This window comes from Litorerythrobacter xanthomarinus, from assembly GCF_046254955.1.
In the GTDB taxonomy this organism is placed as follows: domain Bacteria; phylum Pseudomonadota; class Alphaproteobacteria; order Sphingomonadales; family Sphingomonadaceae; genus Qipengyuania_C.
Map to the genome: position 1 here is coordinate 650,816 of NZ_JBJXRG010000002.1, position 25,898 is coordinate 676,713.

23 protein-coding genes are annotated in these 25,898 nt (G+C 60.6%); 7 read left to right on the forward strand and 16 right to left on the reverse strand.

Annotated features, from left to right (window positions below):
* Positions 1-52: 52 nt before the first annotated feature.
* Positions 53-1,108 (forward strand): phosphatase PAP2 family protein, encoded by a 1,056-nt coding sequence (locus tag ACEWMW_RS12520; RefSeq protein WP_409414271.1) that lies wholly within the window; start codon positions 53-55, stop codon positions 1,106-1,108.
* Here the strand turns inward: ACEWMW_RS12520 and ACEWMW_RS12525 are convergent.
* Positions 1,055-1,795 (reverse strand): sulfite exporter TauE/SafE family protein, encoded by a 741-nt coding sequence (locus tag ACEWMW_RS12525; RefSeq protein ID WP_409414272.1) that lies wholly within the window; start codon positions 1,793-1,795, stop codon positions 1,055-1,057. The genes ACEWMW_RS12520 and ACEWMW_RS12525 overlap by 54 nt on opposite strands.
* A gap of 57 nt (positions 1,796-1,852) precedes the next feature.
* Between ACEWMW_RS12525 and ACEWMW_RS12530 the strand changes: the two genes are divergently transcribed.
* Complete coding sequence (locus ACEWMW_RS12530) at positions 1,853-2,455, forward strand: GNAT family N-acetyltransferase (RefSeq protein WP_409414273.1); 603 nt, start codon at positions 1,853-1,855, stop codon at positions 2,453-2,455.
* Here the strand turns inward: ACEWMW_RS12530 and secA are convergent.
* Both secA and ACEWMW_RS12540 read right to left on the reverse strand, forming a co-directional pair.
* Entirely contained in the window at positions 2,452-5,202 is a 2,751-nt protein-coding gene (gene secA, locus ACEWMW_RS12535; RefSeq protein ID WP_409414274.1) for a preprotein translocase subunit SecA, read from the reverse strand. The genes ACEWMW_RS12530 and secA overlap by 4 nt on opposite strands.
* Positions 5,203-5,295: 93 nt before the next feature.
* The gene (locus ACEWMW_RS12540) at positions 5,296-5,589 is read right to left on the reverse strand and encodes a hypothetical protein (protein WP_409414275.1); all 294 of its coding nucleotides are present in this window, start codon (positions 5,587-5,589) and stop codon (positions 5,296-5,298) included.
* A 63-nt stretch (positions 5,590-5,652) separates the two neighbouring features.
* On the opposite strand from ACEWMW_RS12540, the gene argJ reads away from it, so the two are divergent.
* From argJ to ACEWMW_RS12555, 3 genes are read left to right on the forward strand one after another with little or no spacing between them, the layout of a single operon-like run.
* Positions 5,653-6,879, forward strand: coding sequence for a bifunctional glutamate N-acetyltransferase/amino-acid acetyltransferase ArgJ (gene argJ / locus ACEWMW_RS12545; RefSeq protein WP_409414276.1), 1,227 nt, complete (start codon positions 5,653-5,655; stop codon positions 6,877-6,879).
* Position 6,880: 1 nt separating this feature from the next.
* Entirely contained in the window at positions 6,881-7,288 is a 408-nt protein-coding gene (locus tag ACEWMW_RS12550) for a GFA family protein (protein ID WP_409414277.1), read from the forward strand.
* 35 nt (positions 7,289-7,323) lie between these two features.
* Positions 7,324-8,091: an inositol monophosphatase family protein gene (locus ACEWMW_RS12555; RefSeq protein ID WP_409414466.1), complete on the forward strand. Its 768-nt coding sequence runs from the start codon at positions 7,324-7,326 to the stop codon at positions 8,089-8,091.
* A gap of 4 nt (positions 8,092-8,095) precedes the next feature.
* On the opposite strand, the gene trxA is transcribed toward ACEWMW_RS12555, so the two are convergent.
* From trxA to ahcY, 8 genes are all read right to left on the reverse strand, one after another.
* Positions 8,096-8,416, reverse strand: a complete 321-nt coding sequence (gene trxA / locus ACEWMW_RS12560) for a thioredoxin (RefSeq protein ID WP_409414278.1) — start codon at positions 8,414-8,416, stop codon at positions 8,096-8,098.
* Positions 8,417-8,461: 45 nt separating this feature from the next.
* Positions 8,462-11,935: a double-strand break repair helicase AddA gene (gene addA, locus ACEWMW_RS12565; RefSeq protein WP_409414279.1), complete on the reverse strand. Its 3,474-nt coding sequence runs from the start codon at positions 11,933-11,935 to the stop codon at positions 8,462-8,464.
* Positions 11,932-14,925, reverse strand: coding sequence for a double-strand break repair protein AddB (addB, locus tag ACEWMW_RS12570; protein WP_409414280.1), 2,994 nt, complete (start codon positions 14,923-14,925; stop codon positions 11,932-11,934). The genes addA and addB overlap by 4 nt, the downstream gene beginning before the upstream one ends.
* Positions 14,918-15,634 (reverse strand): nucleotidyltransferase family protein, encoded by a 717-nt coding sequence (locus ACEWMW_RS12575; protein ID WP_409414281.1) that lies wholly within the window; start codon positions 15,632-15,634, stop codon positions 14,918-14,920. Before ACEWMW_RS12575 ends, addB begins: the two co-directional genes overlap by 8 nt.
* Positions 15,631-16,620, reverse strand: coding sequence for an aminoglycoside phosphotransferase family protein (locus ACEWMW_RS12580; RefSeq protein ID WP_409414282.1), 990 nt, complete (start codon positions 16,618-16,620; stop codon positions 15,631-15,633). Before ACEWMW_RS12580 ends, ACEWMW_RS12575 begins: the two co-directional genes overlap by 4 nt.
* Complete coding sequence (gene tsaE / locus ACEWMW_RS12585; protein WP_409414283.1) at positions 16,617-17,054, reverse strand: tRNA (adenosine(37)-N6)-threonylcarbamoyltransferase complex ATPase subunit type 1 TsaE; 438 nt, start codon at positions 17,052-17,054, stop codon at positions 16,617-16,619. The genes ACEWMW_RS12580 and tsaE overlap by 4 nt, the downstream gene beginning before the upstream one ends.
* Positions 17,051-19,393 carry a sensor histidine kinase gene (locus ACEWMW_RS12590; protein WP_409414284.1) on the reverse strand — a complete coding sequence of 781 codons (2,343 nt, stop codon included), beginning with the start codon at positions 19,391-19,393 and terminating at the stop codon, positions 17,051-17,053. The genes tsaE and ACEWMW_RS12590 overlap by 4 nt, the downstream gene beginning before the upstream one ends.
* Positions 19,394-19,500: 107 nt before the next feature.
* Complete coding sequence (ahcY, locus tag ACEWMW_RS12595; RefSeq protein ID WP_409414285.1) at positions 19,501-20,925, reverse strand: adenosylhomocysteinase; 1,425 nt, start codon at positions 20,923-20,925, stop codon at positions 19,501-19,503.
* Between the two features lie 171 nt (positions 20,926-21,096).
* Between ahcY and ACEWMW_RS12600 the strand changes: the two genes are divergently transcribed.
* Positions 21,097-21,576 (forward strand): peroxiredoxin, encoded by a 480-nt coding sequence (locus tag ACEWMW_RS12600; protein ID WP_409414286.1) that lies wholly within the window; start codon positions 21,097-21,099, stop codon positions 21,574-21,576.
* 68 nt (positions 21,577-21,644) lie between these two features.
* Here ACEWMW_RS12600 and ACEWMW_RS12605 read toward each other — a convergent pair whose 3' ends face one another.
* The 3 genes from ACEWMW_RS12605 to ACEWMW_RS12615 all read right to left on the reverse strand — a co-directional run bounded on the left by ACEWMW_RS12605 (position 21,645) and on the right by ACEWMW_RS12615 (position 22,870).
* Positions 21,645-22,112, reverse strand: a complete 468-nt coding sequence (locus ACEWMW_RS12605; protein WP_409414287.1) for a hypothetical protein — start codon at positions 22,110-22,112, stop codon at positions 21,645-21,647.
* Between the two features lie 236 nt (positions 22,113-22,348).
* Positions 22,349-22,546, reverse strand: coding sequence for a hypothetical protein (locus ACEWMW_RS12610; RefSeq protein ID WP_409414288.1), 198 nt, complete (start codon positions 22,544-22,546; stop codon positions 22,349-22,351).
* A gap of 69 nt (positions 22,547-22,615) precedes the next feature.
* Positions 22,616-22,870: a cold-shock protein gene (locus tag ACEWMW_RS12615; RefSeq protein WP_409414289.1), complete on the reverse strand. Its 255-nt coding sequence runs from the start codon at positions 22,868-22,870 to the stop codon at positions 22,616-22,618.
* 407 nt (positions 22,871-23,277) lie between these two features.
* Between ACEWMW_RS12615 and ACEWMW_RS12620 the strand changes: the two genes are divergently transcribed.
* The gene (locus ACEWMW_RS12620; protein ID WP_409414290.1) at positions 23,278-23,508 is read left to right on the forward strand and encodes a hypothetical protein; all 231 of its coding nucleotides are present in this window, start codon (positions 23,278-23,280) and stop codon (positions 23,506-23,508) included.
* 230 nt (positions 23,509-23,738) lie between these two features.
* On the opposite strand, the gene folE is transcribed toward ACEWMW_RS12620, so the two are convergent.
* On the reverse strand, positions 23,739-24,350 hold the full coding sequence (gene folE, locus ACEWMW_RS12625) for a GTP cyclohydrolase I FolE (protein WP_409414291.1): 612 nt from the start codon (positions 24,348-24,350) through the stop codon (positions 23,739-23,741).
* The gene (locus ACEWMW_RS12630; protein ID WP_409414292.1) at positions 24,347-25,897 is read right to left on the reverse strand and encodes a phospholipase D-like domain-containing protein; all 1,551 of its coding nucleotides are present in this window, start codon (positions 25,895-25,897) and stop codon (positions 24,347-24,349) included. Before ACEWMW_RS12630 ends, folE begins: the two co-directional genes overlap by 4 nt.
* Between the last annotated feature and the right edge of the window lies 1 nt (position 25,898).

Here is a 25,898-nt window from a genome sequence, read left to right on the forward strand (position 1 = left end):
AGAAGCGCGCTATCCATTAGCTGCGTTCGTTTACCGCTTCCGGGGGGATTGGGTGCTGACACTTTCGTTCCGCACTGCATTGATATTGGTGACAGTGTCGGCCCTGCTGCCGACCGCGTTAGCTGTCGCGTTTTTCGACGGGCCTGACTGGCTCCTCAATCATCCATTCACCGACCAGATCATGAAAATCGCCACACTGGCGTGCCTCGCTTCGATCCTGCTCGTGATCCTGGCCGGCGCGCGCGCCAAGGTCGCAAGCCCGATCCGCTTCCTGATCGATAATGTGAAACGGTCGCCATCGCTGGTGCTGATGCCAGCCTTCCTGATTATCATCGCCAGCTATCCGAGCCGGGTGTTCTCTTACCTCAAGGACGCGATCCCGAATATCGTGCCCTTCTACCTTGATCCATGGCTGGTGACGGCCGACAAATACCTGTTCTTCGGAACAGATCCATGGCGCGTCTCGCACGGATTTTTCGGAGCCTATGGGACGATCGTGATCGACAAGATCTACATCCTCTGGTTCAGCCTAATCCCGCTGCTGGCGGTATGGATCGTCGCCTCGCGCGACCGCAATTTCCAGATCCGCGGCATCCTGACATTGTTCTTCATCTGGATCGGGCTCGGAACCTTTGCCGCCATGGCGATGTCATCAGCGGGACCGGTGTTCTACGAGGAGTTCTTCGGCAACGCCTATTATGCGCCGCTGATGGCGGAACTGCGCCGCGCCGATGCAATATCGCCGCTCGCCATGCTTCCCATCGCCGATTACCTGCTCGAGATGCGCGCGAGCGGACAGCTGGGCACGGGGATTTCCGCCATGCCTTCGGTGCATGTTGCGATCGCCTATTTCGCACTGCTGCTGGTGTGGGACTACTTCCGCAAGCCATGGGCAGTCGCTGTGGCCGGAATGTTCACCTTCGCGATCTGGATCGGATCGTTCCACCTCGCCTGGCATTATGCCTGGGACGGCATTGTATCGATCGTGGCCGTCTGGGCATTCTGGAGGCTGCTCGGCTTTATCGAAATCCGCGAGGATCAAGCAACCGTCGAATTAGCCGCTCCAGAGAAGGCGCACCCCGACGGCGATCACGAGGGCGGCGGTTAGCCAGCGGATTACGCGCTGCGGCAGGAACTTGACCGCGAGCAATCCGCCGATTTGCCCGCCCACCACCACCGCTACTAGCAGCGGCAAGCCAAATGTAACCGCCGCTCCCAGCAGATCCGGGCCGTTTTTCAGCAGCTGCCCGGCAATCCCGAACAGCGAATTGATGAGAATAAACAGGCTCGCAGTCGCGGCGATGGCGCGCGCGGAGTTCCAGCGCGTCAGATGCAGCAGAGGGGCCAGGAATATCCCTCCGCCAATTCCGACAAGCCCCGCGAGATAGCCCAAGGGCACCGCTGCAAAGGGAACGAAGCGCGCCAGCCGTGTCGGGCGTGCTTCCTCGCTCTCCTTGACCGGGATCAGCAGACCGAGCCCGGTCAGGAGCAGGCTAAACCCCAGGAGCAACATGAAATCCTCACGCGCGATCGGGGTCAGTCCGCCGAGAAAGGCGGCCGGCGCCGCCAGCACGGTCAGGGTCAAGGCACCGCGCCACGGGGTGATACCGGCGCGTCCGAAGCGCACCGTACTGCCTGCGACGACGATGATGTTGCATGCCAGCGAGAGGATCGGGATCAGCCGGTAATCGGCGCCCGATATCGCCAGCAATGCGCTGTAGGTCGAGCCGCCGCCAAAACCGACGCTGGCATAGAGCAAGGCGGTGAAGAAAAATGCGGCGACAAGCAGGTGCATGGCCGCGCTCTATCCGCTGTCGCGATTTCCTGCCACAATAGATCGCAGGAGGTGGGTATGGAGATCGATCTGGGCGACGAGCTTGTTGTATCAAGACCGGGCGACGAGATGAAGTTCGGCAATATTACCGCTGACGCGTTTCGTGATGATCCGCTTAACAACTGGATGTTTGAAGACTTCGCCGGAATTAGCGCCCTGTTTCACTGGCAAGCGAAACACATTTATGTGCCGCGTGGGTACTGCTACCGGGCAGGCGACGATGGCGCTTGCATGTGGATGATGCCCGATGGCGATCACTCAGTCACGAAATTGGCCGAATTGAAGCTGGCCTTCTCGATCATCATGAACTCGAGTTTCGCAGCGATGAAGCGTGCCTGGAAGGTTGGCGAGGAAATGGCGCGAGCACACCCGCGATTTACGCATGCCTACCTGTTCTCGATCGGGGTGAGGCCAATGGCGCAAGGCAAAGGACTGGGGCGCAAGCTCATCCAGCCCGTCCTTGATGCCTGTGATCGAGACGGGATCCCCGCTTATCTCGAGAACTCCAACGCGGCTAATACCGGGTTCTACAATTCATGCGGGTTCGAGCAGACGGGCTTCATCAAGATCGATCCCGACGCCCCTCCCCTCGTTCCGATGCTCAGAAAACCGCGATCCTAGCGAATCGAACCGTGACAGTGCTTGTACTTGTTGCCTGACCCGCACGGGCACGGCGAATTGCGATTGATGTCCATGTCCCTGTAAGGGTCCACGGTGGCTGATCCTCCAGGGCTGGCTGCCGCTCTCGGGCTGCCCGCAAGCGAGCCGAACAGCGCCTCCCGATCAGCCGAGCCATCGCCATCATCGCTGTTCTCGCGTCCGGTGAGCGGATCGATGTGGCCAGTGAGGAAATCGGGCAAGTCAGGCAATGCTTCGCGCTGGACATCGGGCACCCGCAGCTCAGCCTTGATCAGGATGCCGCTTACATCTTCACGCAGCTTGTCGAGCATTGTTTCGAACAGGCCGAACGCTTCGCGTTTGTACTCGTTGAGCGGCTGCTTCTGCGCATAGGCACGCAGGAACACCACCTGGCGCAGCGCATCGAGCGTGGCGAGATGTTCTTTCCAGTGGAAGTCGAGCCGTTCGAGCAGAATGCTTTTTTCGACCTGGCGCCATATCGAGGCATCCGTGCCGGCCGTCTTGGCTTCCATCTTGGCGTCTGCCGCTGTGCGGATGCGCTCTTCGACGAGTTCGGGTTCGATCTCTTCTTCTTCGAGCCAGTCCTCGACATTGATTTCCATACCGAACACTTCGGCAACGCGTTCTTTCAGGCCCTCGATGTCCCACTGTTCCGGATAGGAGCCTGGCGGGCATGCTTCGACGACGATTCCATTGATCGCGTCATGGCGCATATCCACCACGACATCGTCCACCGCCTCAGCGTCCATGATTTCGGCGCGCTGTTCGTAGATCACCTTGCGTTGATCGTTCATCACGTCGTCGTATTCGACGACCTGCTTGCGCGCCTCGTAGTTGCGCGCTTCGACTTTCTTCTGCGCCGTCTCGATTGCCTTCGAAAGCCACTTCGAGCCGATCGCTTCGCCGTCTTCGAGGTTCGAGTTCATCATCCGGGCGAACAGCGTGTCCGGCCCGAAGATGCGAAGGAGGTCGTCTTCAAGGCAGAGGTAGAAACGGGACAGGCCAGGGTCACCCTGACGGCCCGAGCGCCCACGCAGCTGGTTGTCGATACGGCGGGATTCGTGGCGTTCGGTCCCGAGCACAAACAGTCCGCCTGCATCGAGCACTTTTTGCTTCTCAGCAGCGACTTCAGCCTTGATCTGGTCGATCTCGAGCTGCTTCTTGGGATCGTCATCCGCGAGCTCAGAAAGCTCGTCGCCTATGCGGAAATCGACATTGCCGCCAAGTTGGATGTCGGTGCCGCGCCCCGCCATGTTGGTGGCAATCGTCACCGCCCCAAGCCGCCCGGCCTGGGCCACGATATGCGCTTCACGCTCATGCTGGCGGGCGTTGAGTATCTCGTGCTTGACGCCCTCATTGGTAAGGAACTCGCTGAGCAGTTCGGATTTCTCGATCGAGACGGTACCCACCAGCACAGGCTGACCGATCTCGTTCTTTTCCTTGATCGCCTTGGCAATCGCCAGGAACTTGTCCTGTGTGTTCTTGTAGAATTCGTCGTCTTCGTCGATCCGCCCCACTGGGACATTGGTCGGAATCTCGACCACATTCATCTTGTAGACGTCCCAGAACTCTGCCGCTTCGGTCGCGGCAGTACCGGTCATGCCGGAAAGCTTGGGATACATGCGGAAATAGTTCTGGAAGGTGATCGAGGCCATGGTCTGGTTCTCGGGTTCGATCTTCACCCCTTCCTTGGCTTCGACTGCCTGGTGCAGGCCATTTGACCACCTGCGGCCTTCCATCATCCGGCCGGTAAACTCGTCGATGATGACAACCTTGTCGTCCTTCACGATGTAATTGTCATCGCGCTTGAACATGATGTTGGCTTTGAGCGCCTGGTCGAGGTGATGGACGACCTGGGTGTTCTCGACATCGTAAAGATTGTCGGTTTCGAGCAGGCCCTTTTCCTTGAGCAGCTCTTCGACCGCTTCGTTGCCTTCCTCGGTCCAAGTGATGTTCTTGTTTTTCTCGTCCGCTTCGTACCAGTCTTCCGGCACGCTTTTCACGACCTCGTCGAGCGCTACATAGAGGTCGGACTTGTCTTCGGTCGGGCCCGAAATGATCAGCGGCGTACGCGCTTCATCGATCAGGATCGAGTCGACTTCGTCGACAATCGCGAAGTTGAATGGCCGGTGGACCATCTGGCTACGTTCCTGCTTCATGTTGTCCCGCAGGTAATCGAAGCCCAGCTCGTTGTTTGTGCTGTAGGTGATGTCCGAATTGTAGGCCTCGCGGCGTTGCTGCTCGCTGAGGTTCGGCACGATCACGCCCACGGTCAGCCCAAGCCAGTTGTAAAGCTGCCCCATCCAGTCGGCGTCACGCCGCGCGAGGTAATCGTTCACGGTCACGACGTGGACGCCCTTGCCTTCGATGGCATTGAGATAGGTCGCCAGCGTTGCCACAAGCGTTTTGCCCTCGCCGGTCTTCATCTCGGCAATTTCACCGCGATGGAGGACGATCCCGCCAACCATCTGCACATCGAAGTGCCGCATTCCGAGCACTCGGATCGATGCCTCACGCACGGTTGCGAAAGCTTCGGGCAAGATATTGTCGAGCGTCTTGCCCTCGGCAAGCTGGCGACGGAACTTGTCGGTCTGCGCTTTCAGCTCATCGTCGGAGAACTGGGAAATCTGGGCTTCGAGGGCATTGATCTGGTTGACGACCTTACCGATCGATTTGACGTAGCGGTCATTGGACGAGCCGAATACGGACTTCATCAGAGCGTTGATCATGGGATTCCGGTCTTTTTGAGGAGGTATGTGGGCGTGCGGCCCGCGACGCTTGCGGTGCCGCAATCAGGCTGTGTCAGATGTCAAAGGTGCGCGCTACTCGTGCGCGAAATCAATCCCGGTGTGTATCGGCGGGATGATTATGATCCGCTTCTTAACCGCCTTACCCTTGCTCTTCTTGGGTTTTGCCGGAGCCTGCGTACCTTCTTCCACTTCGCAACGAGCATCCGCAGATGTCATCGATTTGCTGTAGGAAGCTGCGACTTCACTCGTCTTGCCGAACGGCATCGGCACGGCCTGCGCGGGCGCTGCCAGCGCGGTGAGCCCGGTAATAAGGGCGAATATGGCGACCAGACGACGAAGCATCACAGCGGAATATAAGCGATTCATGAAAGAATTGCCACCCCGATTGAGGATTTGCACAAGGATCGGGACGCTCTATGCGGTTGCGCGATGGATCTCGATCGTTCGCCCCTTGCCGTGCCCTTCCCCGATGCGCCCCGGATCGCAGGCGTTACCACGCGTGTAGCACGGGCGCAGTACAAGGAATGGGATAGGTGCGACCTGACCTATGTCGAGCTGTGCGAAGGCTCGAGCGTTGCGGGTGTTTTCACGCAAAGCGCCTGCCCTTCGAGCGAAGTCGAACTGGGGCGCGAGAACGTTGCGCAAGGGGCTGCGCGCGCCTTGGTAGTCAACGCCGGAAATTCCAATGCCTTTACCGGCTATCGCGGCCGCGAGGCGGTCGAGCAAATCATGGACCAGGTGGCTGACCATCTAGGGTGCCCGCGCGAGCAGGTGTTCGTCTCCTCGACCGGGGTAATCGGCGTGCCCTTGCCCAAGGACAAGGCGCGCGAAGGCATAGATGCGGCGCTCGCGGCACAAGAGTGCTCGTGGGAAAATGCCGCGCTAACCATCGGAACAACTGACACTTTCGCCAAGGGCGCGACTGCGTCGGCGATGATCGGAGACCAGCGGGTCGAGCTGGTCGGCATCATCAAGGGCAGCGGGATGATCGCGCCCGATATGGCTACGATGCTGGGCTACATCTTCACCGATGCGGCAGTCCATCCGGGGTTCCTGCAGGAATGCCTCAGCCGAGCCAATACGCAGACATTCTCCTGCATCACGGTCGATAGCGACACCTCGACCAGCGACACGGTGATGGCTTTCGCCACTGGCAAGGCGGGCAATTCCCAGCTGACATCGTTCGATGATCCCGGCGCGGATGCCTTCGCTGCCGCTCTGCACGATGTCTGCCGCCAACTTGCACGGCTAGTCGTGCGCGACGGCGAAGGGGCGAGCAAGTTCATCGAAATTGCCGTTGCAGGAGCGGCGTCGGACGAAAGCGCGCGCAAGGTCGCATTGTCGATCGCCAATTCGCCGCTAGTGAAAACAGCTATTGCGGGCGAGGACGCCAATTGGGGCCGGGTCGTGATGGCCGTGGGCAAGGCAGGCGAGCCCGCAGACCGTGACAAGCTCGCCATCGGCTTTGGCGGGACCTGGTGCGCGAAAGACGGCTTGCCTGTCGAAGGCTATGATGAAGCTCCCGTCGCCGAACACCTCAGGGGCGATGAAGTGCGGATCGATATCGACCTTGGGATGGGAGACGGCAGCGCCACGGTGTGGACTTGCGATCTCACCCACGGCTACATCTCGATCAACGCGGATTACAGGAGCTGAGATGGAGGGTAGGTGCGCTTGCGGGTCAATTCGTTACGAACTGACCAAACCTTCGATCGAAACGAGTTGGTGTCACTGCCGAAACTGCCAACGGATATCCGGCGCACCTGGAGCTGTCTACACAACCCTTCCTCGCTCCGGCTTTACCGTTCGTCACGGGACCGAGAACCTAGGTCGCGTCCGTCTCACCAAGGGAGCGGAACGAATGTTTTGCAGCAACTGCGGATCGCCGCTGGCAACGATCATCGACGACGAACCTGATACGGTCGATGTGACTGTCGCCACGCTTGACGATCCTGCCGCTTACCCGCCTGAGTTTCACATCTTCTGCAACAGCAAGACAGACTGGTTTGAGCCTAGAGATACCCTTCCGCGGTATGCCCGTTCCCGGCGAGACGAACGGCCTTGAAGGACCGCTTCCTCCATGAAGCCGTCGCTGCGCTGATGCGCAGGGTCGCGGTCGAAGCCATCTTGCCGCATTATCGCACACTCAGCGAAGCGCAGGTCGAAGAGAAAGCGCATGACGACGTCGTCACTGTCGCGGATCACCTCGCCGAAGAGATGCTCGAAGAAGGCTTGGCAGCGATCGATCCCTCGCTCGCCATCGTGGGCGAGGAAGCTGCGCATGACGATCCCTCGATCCTCGAACGGCTCTCGGGCGATTGCTGGATTATCGACCCGCTCGACGGGACCAACAACTTCGCGAAGGGCAAACCGCCTTTCGGAATCATCCTCGCCCGCGCCTCTGGCGGCGTCGCCGAGGCTGGATGGCTCTATGATCCGCTGAACGACCGGCTGTGCCACACGGAAGTGGGCCAAGGCGCCTATATCAATGGCGAGAAAATCACGGCGCGCCCCGCAGGCAAGGAGATGCCGATCGCCGCCATCTCGATGATCTTCCTCACGCCCGAGCAGCAGGAATTGGTGGGCCGCAAACTCGCACCGCATTACGACCTGGTTGAAATCCCTCGCTGTGCCGCCGAGCAATACCCACGCTTAGCATTGGGCGAAAACGACGTCTCGAGCTTCAAGCGCACGCTCGCATGGGACCATGCCGCAGGCGTGCTGTGGCTCAATGAAGCGGGAGGCAAGGCGGCCCGGCTTGATGGGTCTGCCTATCGCGTGGACGAGCAAGACAAGCCGGGCCTCGTCGGAGCATCGAGCCCCGTCATCTGGGATCAATTCGTCGAGCGCGTACTCGCGCCCGAATGAGGCTCTAGAGAGCGCCTTCAAGCCACTGCTTGAGCTGACTCTTGGGCATTGCGCCCTTCACGTCTGCGACGATCTCCCCGCCTTTGTACAACGCCAGGTATGGGATGCCTTGCACGCCGAGGCTGCCCGGGGTGTCCGGATTATCCATGATATCCATCTTGGCAATCGTCACCCGGTCGGCCAGTTCGTCCGAAATCTCTTCGAGCGCCGGAGCGATCATCTTGCATGGGCCGCACCAGTCCGCCCAGAAATCCACCAGGACTGGCTTTTCGGAATCGAGCACATCGGCTTTGTAGCTGGCATCGGTGACGGCTTTGGTCGGCATATTCTGTCTCCTGAAAGTTGATCCCAATCTAGGAACGGGCGGCGATTACTCAACGGTTTGCGGCGCAAACCTTTCCTCGCCGATATGGAAGCGCGGCTTTTGGGCCTCAAGAATCTCCGGCGAAAGCGCCATCAATTGCGGCGTTTGCGTGTACAGAATGGCTGCTGAGATGGTTCGGCCGGGGAAAATCTTCTCCAGCGCCGCCGCATAAGCGCCCATCTGCCGCAGCGTGGAATCCGGGATCTTTTCAAGCGCGTCTGGCGGCCTGCGTGCGGTCTTGAAATCGACCACCACAATTTCGCTTTCGGTGATCAAGAGCCGGTCGATCGTGCCTGCAATCACCTGCCCATCCAATTCAGCCGCAATAGGCACTTCGGGGAGACTGCCCTCCGCAAAGACCCTTGCAAACTGATCGTCGCCAAGGACCGACAGCGCACTTGCCAGCATATCCGCGCGATCTTTTGCCGGGAGATCTTTTGCATGCCGCTCCAGCCATGCTCGCCCCGCTGCTTCGCGCGCCTCCGCTGCCACCTCCGGCAACCGCTCGAGCAGTGCATGGATCAGCACGCCGCGCTGCGCCGCAACCTTCAGTTGCTCTGGCGCTAACGGCGGATCGGAGCCGGTTTCGTCCCCCAGCCCCGATGGCGCGAGCGGACGCGGTGGCCGCGGCTCTTCGCCTATGGGAGTCTTGGCCCAAATAGGCAGGTCGACAATGCTCTGGCGGTCCTCGGCCTTACCGAGCTTGACTGGCTCAGGTTGCTCGCCCCAATCGCGGCGCATGCCCCAGATGTCGTCTTCCAGAGCATCGCCATCGAACAGAGCTTCCAGCCGCGCGTACCAGCTGTCGGGCGCAGGCGCTTTCTCGCGCTTGCCCAGCGCGCCGCCGATAAACAGCGCTTCTTCTGCGCGCGTCATCGCGACATAGAGCAGGCGCCAATGCTCTTCGCGTTCGGCAGCGGCCAGCTCCTCAACCCGTTCGGCGATCCGCCCTGTCCGCTCTTCCTTGCGCGGCGGCGGGATCGGCAGGCGACGCGCGCCTTCCATGGGATCGGTCAGCGAAACATCGCGCAGGGGCGAGCTGTCGGGATTGCCCGTCGCATCGGCCAGGATCACGATCGGCGCTTGCAGCCCTTTCGAGCCGTGCACGGTCATCACCCTCACCAGCCCGTCGCTCTCGCCTTGCTCGCGTTTGAGCTCCCCCTCTCCCGCATCGAACCACTGGATAAAACCCTGCAGGCTCGGCGTATGCGCGCTAGCATAGGCGAGCGCGGCATTGAGCAGCTCGTCGATCGGATCATGGGCATCCGTGCCCAGCCGCGCCGCGAGCTTGGCCCTGCCCTGCCACGGCCCGACCAACAGCCAATGCAGCAGCGCTTGCGGCGGCTCGAAGTCGGCCAGCGCGAGCAGGTCGCGCAGCCTGTCGACGGTTTCGAGGACGAATGGCGTGTCCGAACGGCGCAGATGATCCCACAGCGAAACGCCTTCATCGCGGTAGCCATGTTCGAGCAGCTCGTCCTGCGACCAGCCCAGCAGCGGCGATACCAGAAGGCTGGCGAGCGAGAGACTATCCAGCGGCTGCGTCGCAAAGCGCAGCGCCGCCATGAGGTCCTTCACCGCCAGCGGTGCGCCCAGGCGCAGCCGATCGACACCTGCCACCGGAATGCTCGCGGCATAGAGCCGCGCCACGATCATGCCAGCGAGTTCGCGGCGCTTGCGCACCAGCACCATGATATCGCCCGGCCCGGCGTTGCGCGGATTCTCCGCGTCCTTGACCAGCGGGTAACCCTCGTCGAGCCAGTGTTTGATCTGAACGGCAATACGGTCGGCCATCCGCCTTTCGGGCTCTGAAATCCAGTCAGGCCCCTCGGGATCGTCGGCATCCTGTTCCACTCCAGGCACCGGTTGCCACATCCGCACGAGACCCGGTGTTTTGAGGCCCACATGCTCGCCGGAAAGTTCGCGCAGACCGAATTCAGAAGGTCCGATCGCCCCAATGGCCGCATCGACGAAATCGAGCACGGGTTGCGCGCTGCGATAGCTGCGCCCCAGCCCAAGCTCGACCAGTTCGCGGGCATCGATCCGCTCGCGCAATTGCTCGGCATTGGCCTTGGCCGCGCGCATCAGTTCGGCAAATTTTTCGCGGGCCTGCGCGAAATTCTCGGGACTCGTCCCCTGGAAGCCAAAGATCGCCTGTTTGTAATCGCCGACCACGAACAGCGTTCGCTGCCTGCCCTCGCGCTGGCCAGCACCGGAGAAAAAGTCGTCGGTCAACGCATCAATGATGGTCCACTGCGCGGCATTGGTATCCTGCGCCTCGTCGATCAGGATGTGATCGAAGCGCCGGTCGAGCTTGTAGCGCACCCATGCAGATAATTCGCTGTTTGCCAGCAGTTCAGCTGCGCGGCGGATCTGATCGTCGAAATCGATGAAGCCTTCGCGCTGCTTGGCCTCTTCCCAGCGCAGTGCGAATGCGCGCCCCGCTTCGAGCGCCGGGGCGAGGAATTCGGCAAAGCCCAGCAGGGTGGCAGCGCCACGAATACGCTCGATCTCTGCGTGCAGCCCGTCTGCTACATCGGCAATCGCCGGATCGATCTTGAGGACGGAATTGAGGTATTTCGGCGCGCCTTCCTTGTTGAAGATCGCCGCTTCCAGCTCGGCAATGGTACTGAGGCGTTTTTCGGGATCGTTGGCCAACCATTCTTCGATCGGGCCTGCGGTCTTGACCGCGCTCTTGGTGCCCCATTGGCGGTATACGTCCAGCACGCGGCGTAGCGATGCGATATCGAACTGCTCGTCGCTGCACTGGCTGGCGATATCATCGTCTGTCAGGTCGGACGGGACGCCCAGCAATTGCTTGGTCCGCTCGAGCATCGGCGGCTGCCATGCGCCGGGACCGAACCACGCCTCGCGCGCTTCGGCGCTGCGCATCAGGAAGGCTCGCGCACCATCGGGCCCAAGCCGGATCGAAAGCTCGGCAACCGCATCGGTCAGCTTGCGATCGCTGCTGTTCTCCGCCTCAACCAGCATGTCCGAAAGAACCTTGCGCGCCAGCAGCTCGCGGTCGCGATCTTCCATCGGGCGTGTTCCGGGTGTGAGGTCGGCTTCTTCCGGAAACGCCGCGAGCAGCCACTGCGCGAAGGCATGGATCGTATCGATCCTGAGGCCGCCGCCGGGGCAATCGAGCACGCTGGCGAAGAGCGAGCGTGCCCGCGCCATAGTATGGGGGTCGACGCCTGCGCCAATCGCCTTGAGATCGCTGGCCAGCGCCTCGGGCTTCATGCGTACCCAGCTCGCCAGCACGTCGTTGACGCGGGTAGTCATTTCCGCTGCGCCCGCCTTGGTGAAAGTCAGGCACAGTATCTGCTCGGGCCTGACATCGCGCCGCAGCAGCAGACGCAAAACGCGCGCGGAGAGCACCTGCGTCTTGCCGGTCCCTGCGGAAGCGGACAGCCACACGCTGTCTTCCGGCGCGACTGCGCGCGCCTGGTTATCCTGCAGCGGATAGACCTTACCACTCATGGTGCGCTTCCCGGCTTTTCGCGGGTGGCTTGTTCGCGGCCAAGCCATTCCTCGAGCCGCATCAACTGGTCATAAGTTGCGTAGACCGGCGCATCGGGATTCTCTCGCGCGGTGAACGGCGCATCGCCCAGGATCCACTTATCGAGCGCCTCGTTCAAATGTTCTGAAGTTAGCGGGAGGAATTCTTCGGGCAGTATCCTGCTTCGGTTTGCGGGCGCCTTGACCGGAGAAGTGATGTAGCCAAAGTCATCATCCTTCTTGCCCAGCGACCAATATTCGAAGGCGGTGACTTGGCCCCTCTCGTTGCCGAAAGCACCCTGCTCAGCCATCAACCCGAGTGTGCCGAGTTGCAGCGCATAGCCGGCCTCGACCTGCGATCCGGTCGGCGGCGTTCCGGTCTTGTAGTCGATCACCGCCATGGTGCCACCATCCAGCAGATCGATCCGGTCCGCTTTGCCGAATATCTTGGCGCCGCGCACGGTGATCTCGCCCCATCTCTCGATGATCTCGGCTCGTCTATTGGGGGTCTGTTCGATTTGCTGGGCGACCCATTCGAGCGCCTTGGCAAGCCTTGGGCGCCACAAAGCGCGCGCCATCGGGTGGGCATGCATCGCAGCGAGATGCATTTCCATCAGCTCCTCGAGCGAACCGTGTCCGTTGTGAAAATCCTCAAGAATTTCATGCGCTAACGTGCCCTGCCAGGCGGGTGACGGCTCAGCATCGAGCGCTTCCAGCTCCTTCAGTCCGAGGATCGAGCTGGCGTAGAACTGGTACGGATCGGAACGCAGTCGATCGAGCGCAGTGACCGAGATACGGACATTGCGCTGCTCTGCTGAAGGCATCGGTTTCGGCTGCTCGGCCGCCGGTATTGGCGCGATGGAATCGATCGCCCTGGCCAGCTCTGGAATGCGACTTTCGCGGTGGTTCTCCAGTAACTTTTCGCCGAGCAAGGCCTTGATACGCAACACAAAACGCGAAGGAATCGCAGGTCCATCGAGGCTGCGCGCCGCATGGCTCAGAACCACTTCGGGCGCCCCCATGGCGCCAACCAGATCATGCGCAGAAAGACCGATCCGGAAATCCGCTCCGGGAACTCCAAGCGCTCTCAGCACCGCTGGGGCCAACAACGAGTCCACCGCCGGTGTCGCAGGCCAGCTCCCCTCGGTCAGTCCGCCGCAAATCACCAGTTCCGCGCGGCTCATCCGCGATTCGAGCAGCCCGTAGATCGACACGCGCGGATGCCCACCATAGGGTGGACGGATCGCTATGCCATCCATCGCGTCTGACAGGATCTGCGGCAAGTGCTCTGGTTCGACCAGTAGCGGCGAAGCTTCCGAATTCAGGCGCAACTCTTCGACGAAATTCGCCAGCGCGCGGCCATCTTCCCGCGCCCATAACCCCTCGCCGCACAAGGCTTCTCCAACTGCGATAAGGCGATCGAGTAGCGCAGTGAGAGATGCATCGCCGTCGATATCGAGCAGCGCCAGCAACGTTTTGGCCGCGTCGCTCCACCACTCAAGAATTTGCGCCTTCTCCGCCTTCGCGGCAAGCGGATCGAGCCCCGGCGCTTCACGTGCGCCGCGCAGATTCAGCTCCATCCGCCTTACATTGCGCAGCCAGTCGCGCCGCTCTTCCCCGCGCTTGACCAGTGGATGCCCCAGCAACGCCATCAGCGGGACCGGTGCAGCTCTTTCCGCCATCACCTCGACCAAGAGCAGGAACAGACGCCCTGCCGGCGTCTGTGTGAGCGGCCGACCTGCGGTGTCATCTGCCGTGATGTTCCAGCGCCGCAAATGCTGGACTACCCGGCTCGCTAGGCCCCTGTCCGGCGTGACCAGCGCAACGCGCTTTTCCGGTTCCTCGATCGCCTCGCGAATAAGCAATGCAATCGATTGCGCCTCATGCTCGGGCGTGTCGCATTGCATCAGGCGAATGCCAGAGAGCTTACGCTTCTCCGGGGGCAGATCGATCCAGGTCTTGCTCGCTTCGGGAGGAAGGAACAGCGAGGATACCGCATGACTTCGCGCGGGCGGAGCGGCGGCTTCCCCCTTGCGGTGCCAGGATTGCACTTCACCCCGAGCGATTCCCATCCGGTTTAGCAAGAGCTTCAGGTGGAATTGCGGATGCGTCACTGCATCATCCGTACCGAAGAAAGGATCTCCTTCGTCTCGCGGTGCACTTGCATTACCCAGCTCCGTCCAAACCTCGTCTCGCATCGACAAGTCGAGATCAGGCAACAGGACCGCGCCTTTCGGCAGCTCCGCAACTACTCGCAGCAGCCTTGCCAGTTCCGGCGCGGAGCTGGTCACACCTGCTGCGACAATCGGCGTTTGCGGAGGTTTCGCTTTCCACCGCTGCGCTGCCTCACGGAACAGGAGGTTGCGGCGCGTCGCTGCATCAACAGAATCCAACTCTTTCAAGCGCTCGCGCCACAGCGTTTGCACGGTGAAGAACAGTTTCGTGCCATCCTTCCAGTGCTCCGAAAGCTCCTCCATCGCCCGGAGTACTTCTGGCTCCCACAGCCGTTCCGGCGCGACATCCTCGATGATCAGGCGATCCATGGTCGCCCCAATATCCCTAGCCAGACGCAAAAGTGCTGGAGCGGGCGGCGCGTCACGGCCGAGTGCGCGCATCGCCTGCGGAACCAGGTCGGCCAGTTCGAACCATCGCCGCATGGGATCGATAGCAGGCGGAATCGCGCTGCTGCCAAGCGGATCAAGCAGCGGCCCAAGCGCTTCGTCGAGATCGAGATCGCCGACCACCGCCATGCGCGGCATGAGCATTCCGGCTGACCCATCGCCCGAACCCATCAGCCGGATAAACGCTTCGGAGATGTTTCGCGCGGCCCTGCGACTGGGCAGCAGCAAGGTTAGCCGTGCAAGACCAAATCCTCCTTCGGAATAGCGCGGGACAAGCCCCGCCACCAATGCATCGGCGAAACCGCGATGCGCCGCGATAGAATAGACTTCAGGTTTTCCTCTTTCACCCACCTGTCAGTGCTTCTTCGGTCGGGCGAATATGTTCAGGCATCCCCACTTCGTACCACTCGCCGGTAAACGAAGTTCCGAACAGTCGCCCTTCTTCGATCGCCCTCTCCCACAGCTGCATAGTGCTGAATTTGCCCTCCGGCGCGTTACGCAGCAGGCGGTGCGAAACGAGCTGGATTCCCATAAATATGAATGGCGCAATGCGACCCGATTTGCGCCGCGTGAGCGTTCCGCACGCGTCCATATGGAAATCGCCCTTGGCCGTGAAGTTGCGCGCCCGTGCATGGGGCACGACCAGCAATAGCGCATCCATACTTTCGGGGTCCCATGCCTGACTGAGATCGTGAAAGGCATCGCGCGGCCCGTCGAGCCAGACATTGTCCGAGTTCAGGCAAAAGAATGGATCTGGCAAATGAGGCAGCGCCTTGACCATGCCGCCGCCCGTTTCGAGCAACTGATCGCGCTCGTCCGAAATGATGACCGAAGGCTCTTCGCGCTCGGCAACATGGGCCTCGATCGCGTCGGCAAGATAGTGGACGTTGATGACAGCCTTCGCGACACCGGCATCGGCCAATTTGTCGAGGGCATGGTCGAGGAGTGGCTTGCCTGCGACGCGAACCATAGGCTTGGGCTGGGTCGCTGTAAGTGGACGCATGCGCTTGCCGAGACCCGCTGCCATCACCATGGCGGTATCGGACGCCAAGCTGCTCATTTGGCCGGCGCCCCACCATTGCTACGGATTTCCTGCGGTACGTTTGCGGCAAACCAGTCTGCTAAAGGTGCCAAAGCCGGATGGGCGAGATCGCGCTCCATCAAGTTCCACACGCGCGGAATAAGGTCGAGGTAGCGCGGCTTTCCATCGCGCTTGAACAGCCGCGTGAAAATACCAACGATCTTCGCATTGCGCTGCGCGCCAAGTCGCGCGTAATCGGCTTCGAACTCGCTACCGGCGCCTGCCTTTTGAGCGTAGTAGTCGAGCATGCGGCGCTCCAGCCCTGGATCGACATCGCGCCGGGCATCCTGCAACAGGGAAACGAGATCGTAGGCCCGGTGACCGACCAGCGCGTCCTGGAAATCGATCAAGCCCTGCTCGCCTGATGTTATCGAAGATGGTGCGGGAAGCATAATGTTCTCGGCGTGATAATCGCGCAGGACTGTCACGCCGTGTTGCTGGCGCACAAGCAAGGGATCAAGCACCTCGTTCCACGCTGCTGTCCACTCGTCGACATCGACCGATAGGCCCATTCTCGGGCAGTACCATTCGACAAAAAGGCGAGCCTCGCGGTGATAAGTCGCCATGTCATAGGGCGGAAAATCACCTGCAGGCTTCAGATGCAACTCGATCAATGCATCGATTGCAGCCTGATATGTTGCTTCTTCGTGGCCCGGATAGTCATCCAGCCACTCGCGCATGCGGTGCTCGCCGAAGTCTTCCAGCAGCACCCAACCTTGCTGTTCATCTGCTGCAAAAATCTCCGGAGCACGCATATCATGGTCGTTGAGATACCGCGCTACCGATAGAAACGGTCGCGGATCTTCCTCAGGCGGCGGAGTATACATGAGCATCGCCGACCTTCCATCGCGTTCCACGCGAAAGTATCGCCGGAATGACGCGTCGCCAGGAATGGGAGCCACTTGCGCATTGCCCCATCCTGCCCGGCCGAGAAATTCGTGCAGTCCATTAGGAAGTTCACTCATGACCAGCGCGATACCCAATTGACCCCCGGATCGATAATCGCACGCCGCCCTTCTCCCACGATTTTGAGCGTGATCGAAAGGCAGCCCTGCTCATTTGTAAATCCACCCGCCTTGTCAGGCCACTCTGCCAGCAAAGCTGCCCCCTCGCGGTAGTCGTCGAGACCCAGCTCCAAGACCTCCGATGGATCCTCCAGGCGATAGAAATCGGCATGCACCAGCGGCACCTCCAAGTCCTCATAGGCTTCGATGATTGTGAAAGTGGGTGAAGGCACATCGCCCTCGTGGCCCAGTGCCGCGATGATCGCCCGGGCCAGTGTCGTCTTGCCCGCTCCCAGTCCGCCAGACAGCGCTACCACATCGCCAGCCTGCAGCTTTTCGGCAAGCCGCGCGCCGAGCGCATCCATCGCCGCGAGATCGGGAAGGTCGATAATCATGGCAGGCGGATTGTCGCGGTAGTCCCCAGCCCTTCACGCGACACAATTTCCAATGTTCCGCCGTGCGCTTCGACCAGTTGACGTGCGAGCGGGATTCCCAGTCCTTGGCGACGCTCGAGCCCTTCGCCATCGGCTGACGGTCGCAGTCCATCCAGAGCACGCTCAAGCTCGTCCTGCGCCATTCCCTTGCCGTTGTCCGAGATGACGATCCTGCACGCGCCTCCATCCTTACGCAGGTCGACAAGGACTTTGCCTTCGCGCGGCGTATACGTAATCGCATTGTCAATAAGCTGGGAAAGCGCGCGGCGCAGCTGGCGTGGATCTGCCTCAATCTCGAGCGCATTGTCGCCGCGAAGATCGAGCGAAAGGCCGGCGTTCGTAATCGCCTGTTCGCGCTTCTGGACCATCTGCGTAACGAGCGGCATCGGAGCGAAATTCTCTTTCGAAAGCGGCATCAGGCCCGCCTCGCTTTGCGAGAGATCGAGCACGTTCTCGACCTGCTCGGACAAGCGTTCAACCGACTCCATGATTGCGTCGGCATAATCCTTCGCCTGTTCGGGCAGATCTCCGCCCAGTCCGGTCGAGAGCATCTCGGCGAAACCAGCAATCGACGTCAGCGGCGTGCGGAATTCATATGACATGTTGGCGAGGAAGCGCGTCATCACCGCGTCAGCTTCTTCCAGTGCACGATTGCGTTCGCGCAGCGCATCTTCCGCCTTTCGGGAATCGGTCACATCGAGCGCTGTGAGCATGCCATTGCCATCGGGCAGCGGAACCCCGGCATACTGGAGCACCCGGCCATCATCGAGCACAACCTGACCGCCGCTGCGCTTGCGGTCCAGCGTAGCAGCGCGGACGACCTCCCCGATCGCATCGGCTTCGCTCTTGTCAGCAAGGTGCGGCGCGATCTTTCCAATCAATGCTTCAGCGCTCGGGTGGCTATCGAGCACTTCAGGATCGAGACTCCAGGCGCTCGCAAACCCGCGATTCCACAGCTCAAGGTTACCCCCAGGAGCAAACACCGCCAACGCTTCATAGAGATTGTCGAAAGTTGCGGTTCGGGTACGCAGCAGCGTATCGCGCGTAGCCGATAGAGAGAGCTGCTCGGTGCGGTCTTCGGCGATCATCACCAGCCCGCCATCGGGCATGGGCTGCGCGACAATCCGAAGGTGGGTGCCATCGGATAGCGGCCAGGCTTCCTCGTGGCTGTTGTCGGTCAGGAACCACTCGGAATGCTCGGCGCGCCAACTGGGGAAGTCGCGCACTTCGGGGGTGCGGCCATGATCGCGCGCGGTCAGCAGGACCTGTTCGAAACTGGCGTGCTCGCTCACAGCGCCATGGGGAAGCGAGAAGATGCGGCGATAAGGTTGGTTCGCGAATGTAAGACGGCGCTGTTCGTCAAACTGGGCCACGCCGATGGAGAGTTGGTCCAACATTGAGCGCTGGGCTTCGCGGAATGCACGGAACTCGCGCGCCTGCTCTTCCATTTCTTCGATATCGACTGCATACCCGGCAACGCCTGCACCCTTGAGCGGCAGATCCGTCACTCGCAGGCTACGCCGAGAATCCGCGATTGTCGCAGTCACAATCCGCTCGATCGCGCGCTTCTGTGAAGCCGCCTGACCGGCAACCTGCGCCGCGCTTAGCCCGTCGACTCTCTCAATCAGCTCGATCTGATTCTCGACCACGGCGTCGGCGCTTTTCGCTCCGACTGCGGCGACATAAGCCCCATTGACGAGGCGTAGCTGGCAATCGTCGCCGCGGAACCACATCGGCATTGGCGCCGCTTCAATCAGTCCGACGAGAGAGGAGAAATCGTTCCGTGCGCGCTGCGCTTCGTCGCGCAACTGGACCAGCTCCTGCTCGCTTTCGGAGAAGTCGAACACCCAGATCATCGCCGCACCGCTGGGCGAGACTTGCGGATCAGCTAGCGTTCCGCGCAGCGCCAGACTGCGCCCCGATCCCGGAGCCCCAATAGTCATGCGAAACGGCGCAGCGGTCTTCTGCGCGCGGCGGACCAGCTTCGTCAGCTCTTCCAGCTGCGCCTCGGTCAATCCGGCCCCGTCGACTCCAGCCAGTTCGCTGAGATAGGGCGGCAGACTGTCGAGACCGAGCCATCTCGCCAAACGGTCTGGCGCTTCGATCCTGCCATCGGCGCGAACGGTCAGCGGGACAGCGGGCGCTTCCTCGATCATTCGCCCCAAACGCCGCGCCACCTTGCGCGCCGCTTCCGCGCTGCGCGCCTTGCTCGATGCCGCAATCATCAACCACGCGGCAACGCCTGTCCAGACGGCCAGGACCAGCCCGACGGCGACCAGCGCGGTGGAGGAAAATTCCATATCTTCCAGCTATTCCGCCCGCCTGCCGGATGCAATGCTTCGCCCGCGAAAACCGGCCGAAACGCGGATTTTATCGGCAGCCTCGACCGGCCCGGGGCTTTGCCGGACTAGTAGCGATAGTGCTCGGGCTTGAACGGGCCTTCTTGCGGCACACCGATATAGTCGGCCTGCTGCTTGCTCAGCTTGGTGAGTTTCACACCCAGCTTGTCGAGATGCAGCGCTGCGACCTTCTCGTCGAGATGCTTCGGCAGCACGTAGACGTCGTTCTGGTACTCGTCCGAGTTTACCCACAATTCGATCTGCGCCAGCACCTGGTTGGTGAAGGAGCAGCTCATCACGAAGCTTGGATGGCCCGTCGCGCAAGCGAGGTTTACCAACCGGCCCTTGGCGAGGATGATGATTTCCTTGCCATCGGGGAACTTCACGACATCGGTGCCGGGTTTGAGCTCGTTCCACTCGTAATTGGAAAGCGCGCCAATCTGGATCTCGCTATCGAAGTGACCGATATTGCAGACAATGCTCATCGGTTTCATCGCCTTCATATGATCGGCGGTGATGACGTCTTCGTTGCCTGTTGTGGTCACAAAGATGTCGGCCCGCGTCACGGCGTCTTCCATTGTGGTGACTTCGAAGCCTTCCATCGCCGCCTGCAAAGCGCAGATCGGATCGATTTCGGTCACGAGAACGCGCGCGCCGCCATTGCGGAGCGACTGGGCCGAACCCTTGCCGACATCGCCATAGCCGGCGACGCAGGCGACCTTGCCCGAAAGCATAACATCGGTCGCACGGCGGATCGCGTCGACCAGCGACTCGCGGCAACCGTAGAGGTTGTCGAACTTCGACTTGGTCACGCTGTCGTTCACATTGATCGCCGGGAACGGCAACTTGCCCTGCTTGGCAAGGTGATAAAGCCGGTGGACGCCGGTGGTGGTCTCTTCAGAAACGCCGACGATGTTCTCGACCGATTTTGTGAGGTAGCCGGGCTTGCGCTTGAGGAACTCCTTCAGCGCACGCTGGAACTCGATTTCCTCGGCATTAGCCGGTTCGGGAAGCTCTTCGCCGGCCTCGACGCGTGCGCCCCATAGCGCGAACATGGTCGCATCGCCGCCGTCATCGAGGATCAGATTGGCCGTGCGATCAGCATTTTCCGCTGTCGACCAGTCGAAAATCCGCCCGACATAATCCCAATATTCGGCGAGGCTCTCGCCCTTGATCGCGAAGACCGGGATGTCCTGCGCTGCGATTGCCGCAGCCGCGTGATCTTGCGTCGAGAAGATGTTGCACGTCGCCCAGCGCACTTCTGCGCCGAGTGCGATCAACGTTTCGATCAGAACGGCAGTCTGGATCGTCATGTGGAGCGAACCGGTGATCCGCGCACCCTTGAGCGGCTGCGCTTCACCATATTCCTCACGCGTCGCCATCAGACCGGGCATTTCCGTTTCCGCAATGGCAATCTCGGCGCGGCCATAATCGGCAAGCGCGATATCCTTGATGACGTAATCCTGTTCCTTGGCGAGCGTGGCCACTGGCATCTCCTGGCGTGTTTGTGATGTGTCGGCGCACCGACGATTGGCTGCGGCAGATAGCGAGATGCGCCCACAGAGGCAAATATAAAGATATCTTTATATGTTCTTGCATTGCCGCACGCGATGAAAGCCCTATATCAGGCGCAGACGGGACGATTATCGAAAGGAAATTGCGCAATGACAATCTCGGTTGGCGACAAGCTACCTGATGTGAAACTGACCAAAGCCACTTCGGAAGGACCTGAACAGATACAGTCGGGAGACTTCTTCGCCGGCAAGAAGGTTGCGTTCTTTTCCGTACCTGGTGCCTTCACACCGACGTGCTCGGCCAAACACCTGCCCGGCTTTGTCGGAAAGGCGGACGAGTTGAAGGCGAAGGGGATCGACGAAATCGCCTGCACTTCGGTCAACGATGCATTCGTGATGGGCGCATGGCAGGAATCCGCTTCCGCCGGGGATGTTACCATGCTGGCGGACGGCAATGCCGAACTCGCCGAGGCTGTAGGCCTGACGATGGACGCTAGCGGTTTCGGCATGGGCAAGCGCGGCCAGCGCTGGTCGATGGTCGTAAATGACGGCGTTGTCGAGCAACTCAACGTAGAAGAAGGCGGCAGCTTCGAAGTTTCCAGCGCGGAGCATATGCTCGGGCAGCTGTAACGGGCTTGCACCCTCCCCTGGGTGGAGCACCGAAGGAAGCATTTTGCAAAACTCTTGAAGGGCGGGTCTCAATGGCTCGCCCTTTCGTGTTCGGCCAGTGCGCTGGTGCGTCGCACCAGCCGGAGAAGCGCGGAATTGTCAGGTTTGCGGCGGATCGCTGTCATCTTGCCGCGATAGATAACCGGCTTCACAAGGCCGGTACTGATGCGCCCGAGCAGCTCCCGATTTGTCACCTTCCGCCAATCCACCCTGGGCCGCTTCACGCGGCCACTACCGGGCGGCGTCAGCACCGCATCCCAGGCGAAGGCGAAATCCAGCGCGCCCGATCTTTCGCGCAGGCGATAGACGCTCGCCCGCGACATGCCGACCGCCTTCGCGGCCCGGCCAACCGATCCGGTAAAATAGAGGGCCGCGAGGAAGCCGCATTGCCGCGCTTCGCTCCATCCGTCACGGCGCGTTCGCAGTGGCACCGGATGGAAGAAGGGTGGTCGGCGGCGGAGCCTATGGGCGAGCTTTCGTGCGGGACGCTTGCGCATCCACGATCATGGAGCAGGAATGCGCGAAGTAGGAAAGCACGCCGGGTGGACAGTTAGGCAGAGGAAGCGGCCATGTACTGATAGTCTAGATAATTCGGCGCCAATAGCGCTGAGATTTTTGAAATCCTTGCCTGGGTAGTTTGCGCGAATTTTGGCGCCTGGAGATAGTTTTGGCGAGTTTAGGCGATACGCTGAAATCGAGCGGGAGCTGCGCCGGGGACTCGGTGAATACGCCGCTATGAGTTGGCCGCATCCTCACCTTCGTCCCGAGGCCAGCCCGTGTTTGAAAGCCTATTCTTTTTTCGCCACTTGGTGATCTGCTTCGCGCGGGTCCCAATCAGATCGAGAGTTTCCTTGCGCTCTTCGGCCGAACCCGAGCCATCGGCTTGCATGGCGGCAAGCTGGTGATCAAACAGAAATTGGTTCATCGGCATGGGAAAGGTTCCTTCAGGGAAAAGTGAGCGTGAGCCGGGGGCCATGAACCCCCGGCCAAGCCGTCGGCATCAGCCTTGCTGGGCGTTTGCCTGATCCTTCTGGGCGGCGGGTTCTCCCTGCTGCGCTGCGAGATTGATGGCGTAGCGCTTACCGTTGTTGGCATCCTTCACCTCGTAACCGTAGCGCTCGTCCTGTTTAGGCACTTGCGCTTCTTGCTGCAGGTCCGACTTGCGGAATGGAAGGGCATCCCCGCCCTTTTCAGGCGAGATTGTGCCTGTTCCCTTGCCATTGTCATAGCTCTTGATTTTGCCGAAATGTGTCATCGAAGATTCCTTCATGCGTTAGGCAGCATGCCAGGATCGGCCCTGCTGCGACTAGAAGGCGGAACTGAAGGAAATCGCTTCTGTTTGCTGGAAGCTGGTGACCGTCGATTGCGACTGGTAGCTATGTGTTAGATGGCTACGAGCTCGCCCAGATACAACAGAACAGGGAAAATAAGCTGACACCATGCCACGGATAAGGAACGAAAAGTGACCCCGTTTGCACTGCTTATCCTTGAAGCCCCCAGACGCCGCGATCTGCCCTTTCCAAACTTCATTGAGTAATCTGTGACCCAAGTCTTACAAAGGCATCATCGAAGCGCCATCTTGGGGCTATCGTTGAAACGTTTCATGTAGGCTTCTGCGACTGAGAGACCTTGGGCTCCCGCTTACATTTTCGGGAGACTCTCATGACCCAAGACCAATTCCTCGCTCGTTGCCATCCGCATAGTCTGGGCGAGGACGGGAAGATGGATCTCGCAAAATGCGAGGACCTGGCTCGCGATATGTCGGAGCTACGTAGTATGGGCGTGGTTTTAACGCTCGTTGGAAACTACTCGGTCGGGCAATATCGATATTCAAACTTGAAGGATGCGCTTGCGCAGGCTCGCCTTGAGCGTTCCGAAAACGCTGCGGAATGATCGATAGATCAATCAATTTGGCTCTGCCTCGAAGCGAGGCAGAGGCACTTTGCCGCGCGCGAGGCGTAGCGATCTACTCGACCGAGCATTTGTCACCTGGGTGCACCCGCGTCTATTGCAAGACTCGGCAAGGCGCAGACGAACTCCGGCGAGATGTTGGCGGCTCTATAATTCACTAGCGTGGCCGGAGATATCTTGGCGTCCGCAGATTGGCCTTTGGCGGACGCCCCTTAGCCATAGCCCATCAGGCTGAGCACTTCCTTACGGCTGCGCGGATCGTCGAGGAAACAGCCCAGCAGGCGCGACGTAATCATTCCAACGCCCGGGGTGCGCACGCCGCGCCCGGTCATGCAGCCATGCTCGGCCTCGATCACCACCGCAACACCTTGCGGCTCAAGGTGGTCCCAGATGCAATCAGCAACCTGCGCGGTTAGCCGCTCCTGGATCTGCAGGCGCCGCGCAAATCCGTGGAGCACCCGTGCGAGCTTTGAGATACCGACTACCTTGTTCTTCGGCAGGTAAGCGATCGCCGCTTTGCCCGTGATGGGTGCCATGTGATGCTCGCAGTGGCTCTGGAACGGGATGTCCTTAAGCAGCACGATCTCGTCGTAGCCGCCCACTTCCTCGAACACGCGGCTGAGATGGACCGCAGGATCCTCACCATAACCCTGGCAATATTCGAGCCATGCACGGCCCACGCGCTTGGGCGTATCGATCAAGCCTTCACGCGTCGGATCGTCACCCGACCAGCGAATCAGCGTACGGATTGCGTCCTGCACCTCGTCCGGCACATCGGGCTTGCCCCGACGCCCGTCCGGCTCCTCTTGTATTGAATCGCTCATCCACCGTTCTCCCGCCTGAGCAGTTTGTTGCGAAGTGATCGCAAGCGGGACCGCCTACGGAATAATCCGCCGCCCGCAAAGGGTTCAAATAGTTCGTCCGGCTCTTCGGGGTCGAGGATTTGCGATTCTGCCACCGCTTCACCAATCGGGTTCGCATCCTGGAGATCGAAGCGCTGGAGCGAGCGCCCCTGCCCATTGCCACATTCCTCGATCATCTTTGCCATCGATCCATGGCGCGCGAGCAGGCCTGGCACTTCTTGCGGCTCGAGACCGCAATGCTCGGCAAGAAGGGAATAGCGCAGCCGTGCGATCTGCTCAGCGGCATGGCCATTGCCGTCGCGGCTGCTGTCGATGAAGATGTCGCATTCGCTGTCGAGCCCCATCGAACGATTGTTCATATTGGCCGAGCCGACCCGCAGGATCTTGTCGTCCACGATCATGATCTTGGCGTGCACGTAGATCGGCGTGTCGCCGGTGTAGGGGACGTACATGTTGAACCGCTTCTCCGGATCCGCCTCGCCCAGCGTCCGGATCAGTTCGGCCCGTGCGTGGTCCATTGCCTGCTGCTCAAGCCAGCCATCGGCCTTGTCGGGATGCACGATTACAATCTCCGGGGGATCGTCTTCCTGCAACCGCTTGCAAATCGCTTCCCCGATGCGGCGCGAGGCGAAGTACTGATTTTCTGCGTAGATGAAGTGCTTGGCCCCTGCGATCTGGCGTTCAAAAAGATCGGCAATTTCCTTTACTTCGCCGACGTCCTCGAACTTGCCCCTTGTGCGGGCGATGCCGATTTCGACATCTTCGAATTGGGCTTCAAGTTCTTCGGGCCACGCCGATTTCTCGCTCGCATCAATGTCATCGAGCTCGGGTCCGCCAGCTCTGCGCCAGCGCTCCTCGCCCAGCTCGCGTAAAGCTTGTGCGGCATCGCCTTCAATCATCATCGTCGCATCATGCCACGGGCCGTATTTGAGCCCCCGCGGGCGGCGACGGCGCGGGTCGTCTTCCTTGTGCTCTCGCGTATCCCAACGCTGTGAGGTGATGTCGATCCCGCCGCAAACCGCGATCCGGTTGTCAATGACGACGATCTTCTGATGATGGCTCGCGCCGGTAGGATGCTTATTGTCGAACTCGAAGTCGATCCGCCTGTGCGGCCACCAACGCAGCAAATCGAGCGTCATTGAGCCGCGGGTGATGAACTTGAGTGCGCCATAACCCCAGCGCAGGATCCGGACCTCAAGGTTCTTGTTGTGGCGGGTGAGCCAGACAATGAAGCTGCCAAGCCGAGCCGGTGCCTCGTCCGAGGTGAACTTCTCCCACCAGCGGCGGCCGACATGCAGGTGGATCCGTGTATCGAAGTCCCAGCCGATCATCAGGATGCGCTTGCGCGCCTTGAGCATCGCGCTGCGCATGTGCTGGAAATAGTCGGCAGCGTCGACGATCAGGCTCGCCCGGGTAGCGCGCGCGTAGCGCCAAACCCCGGGTTCAACCGACTCGTCGGGTAGATTAGGCTCGTAATCCGTCGCGGTTGTGTCGCCCCCGTCCGCCACG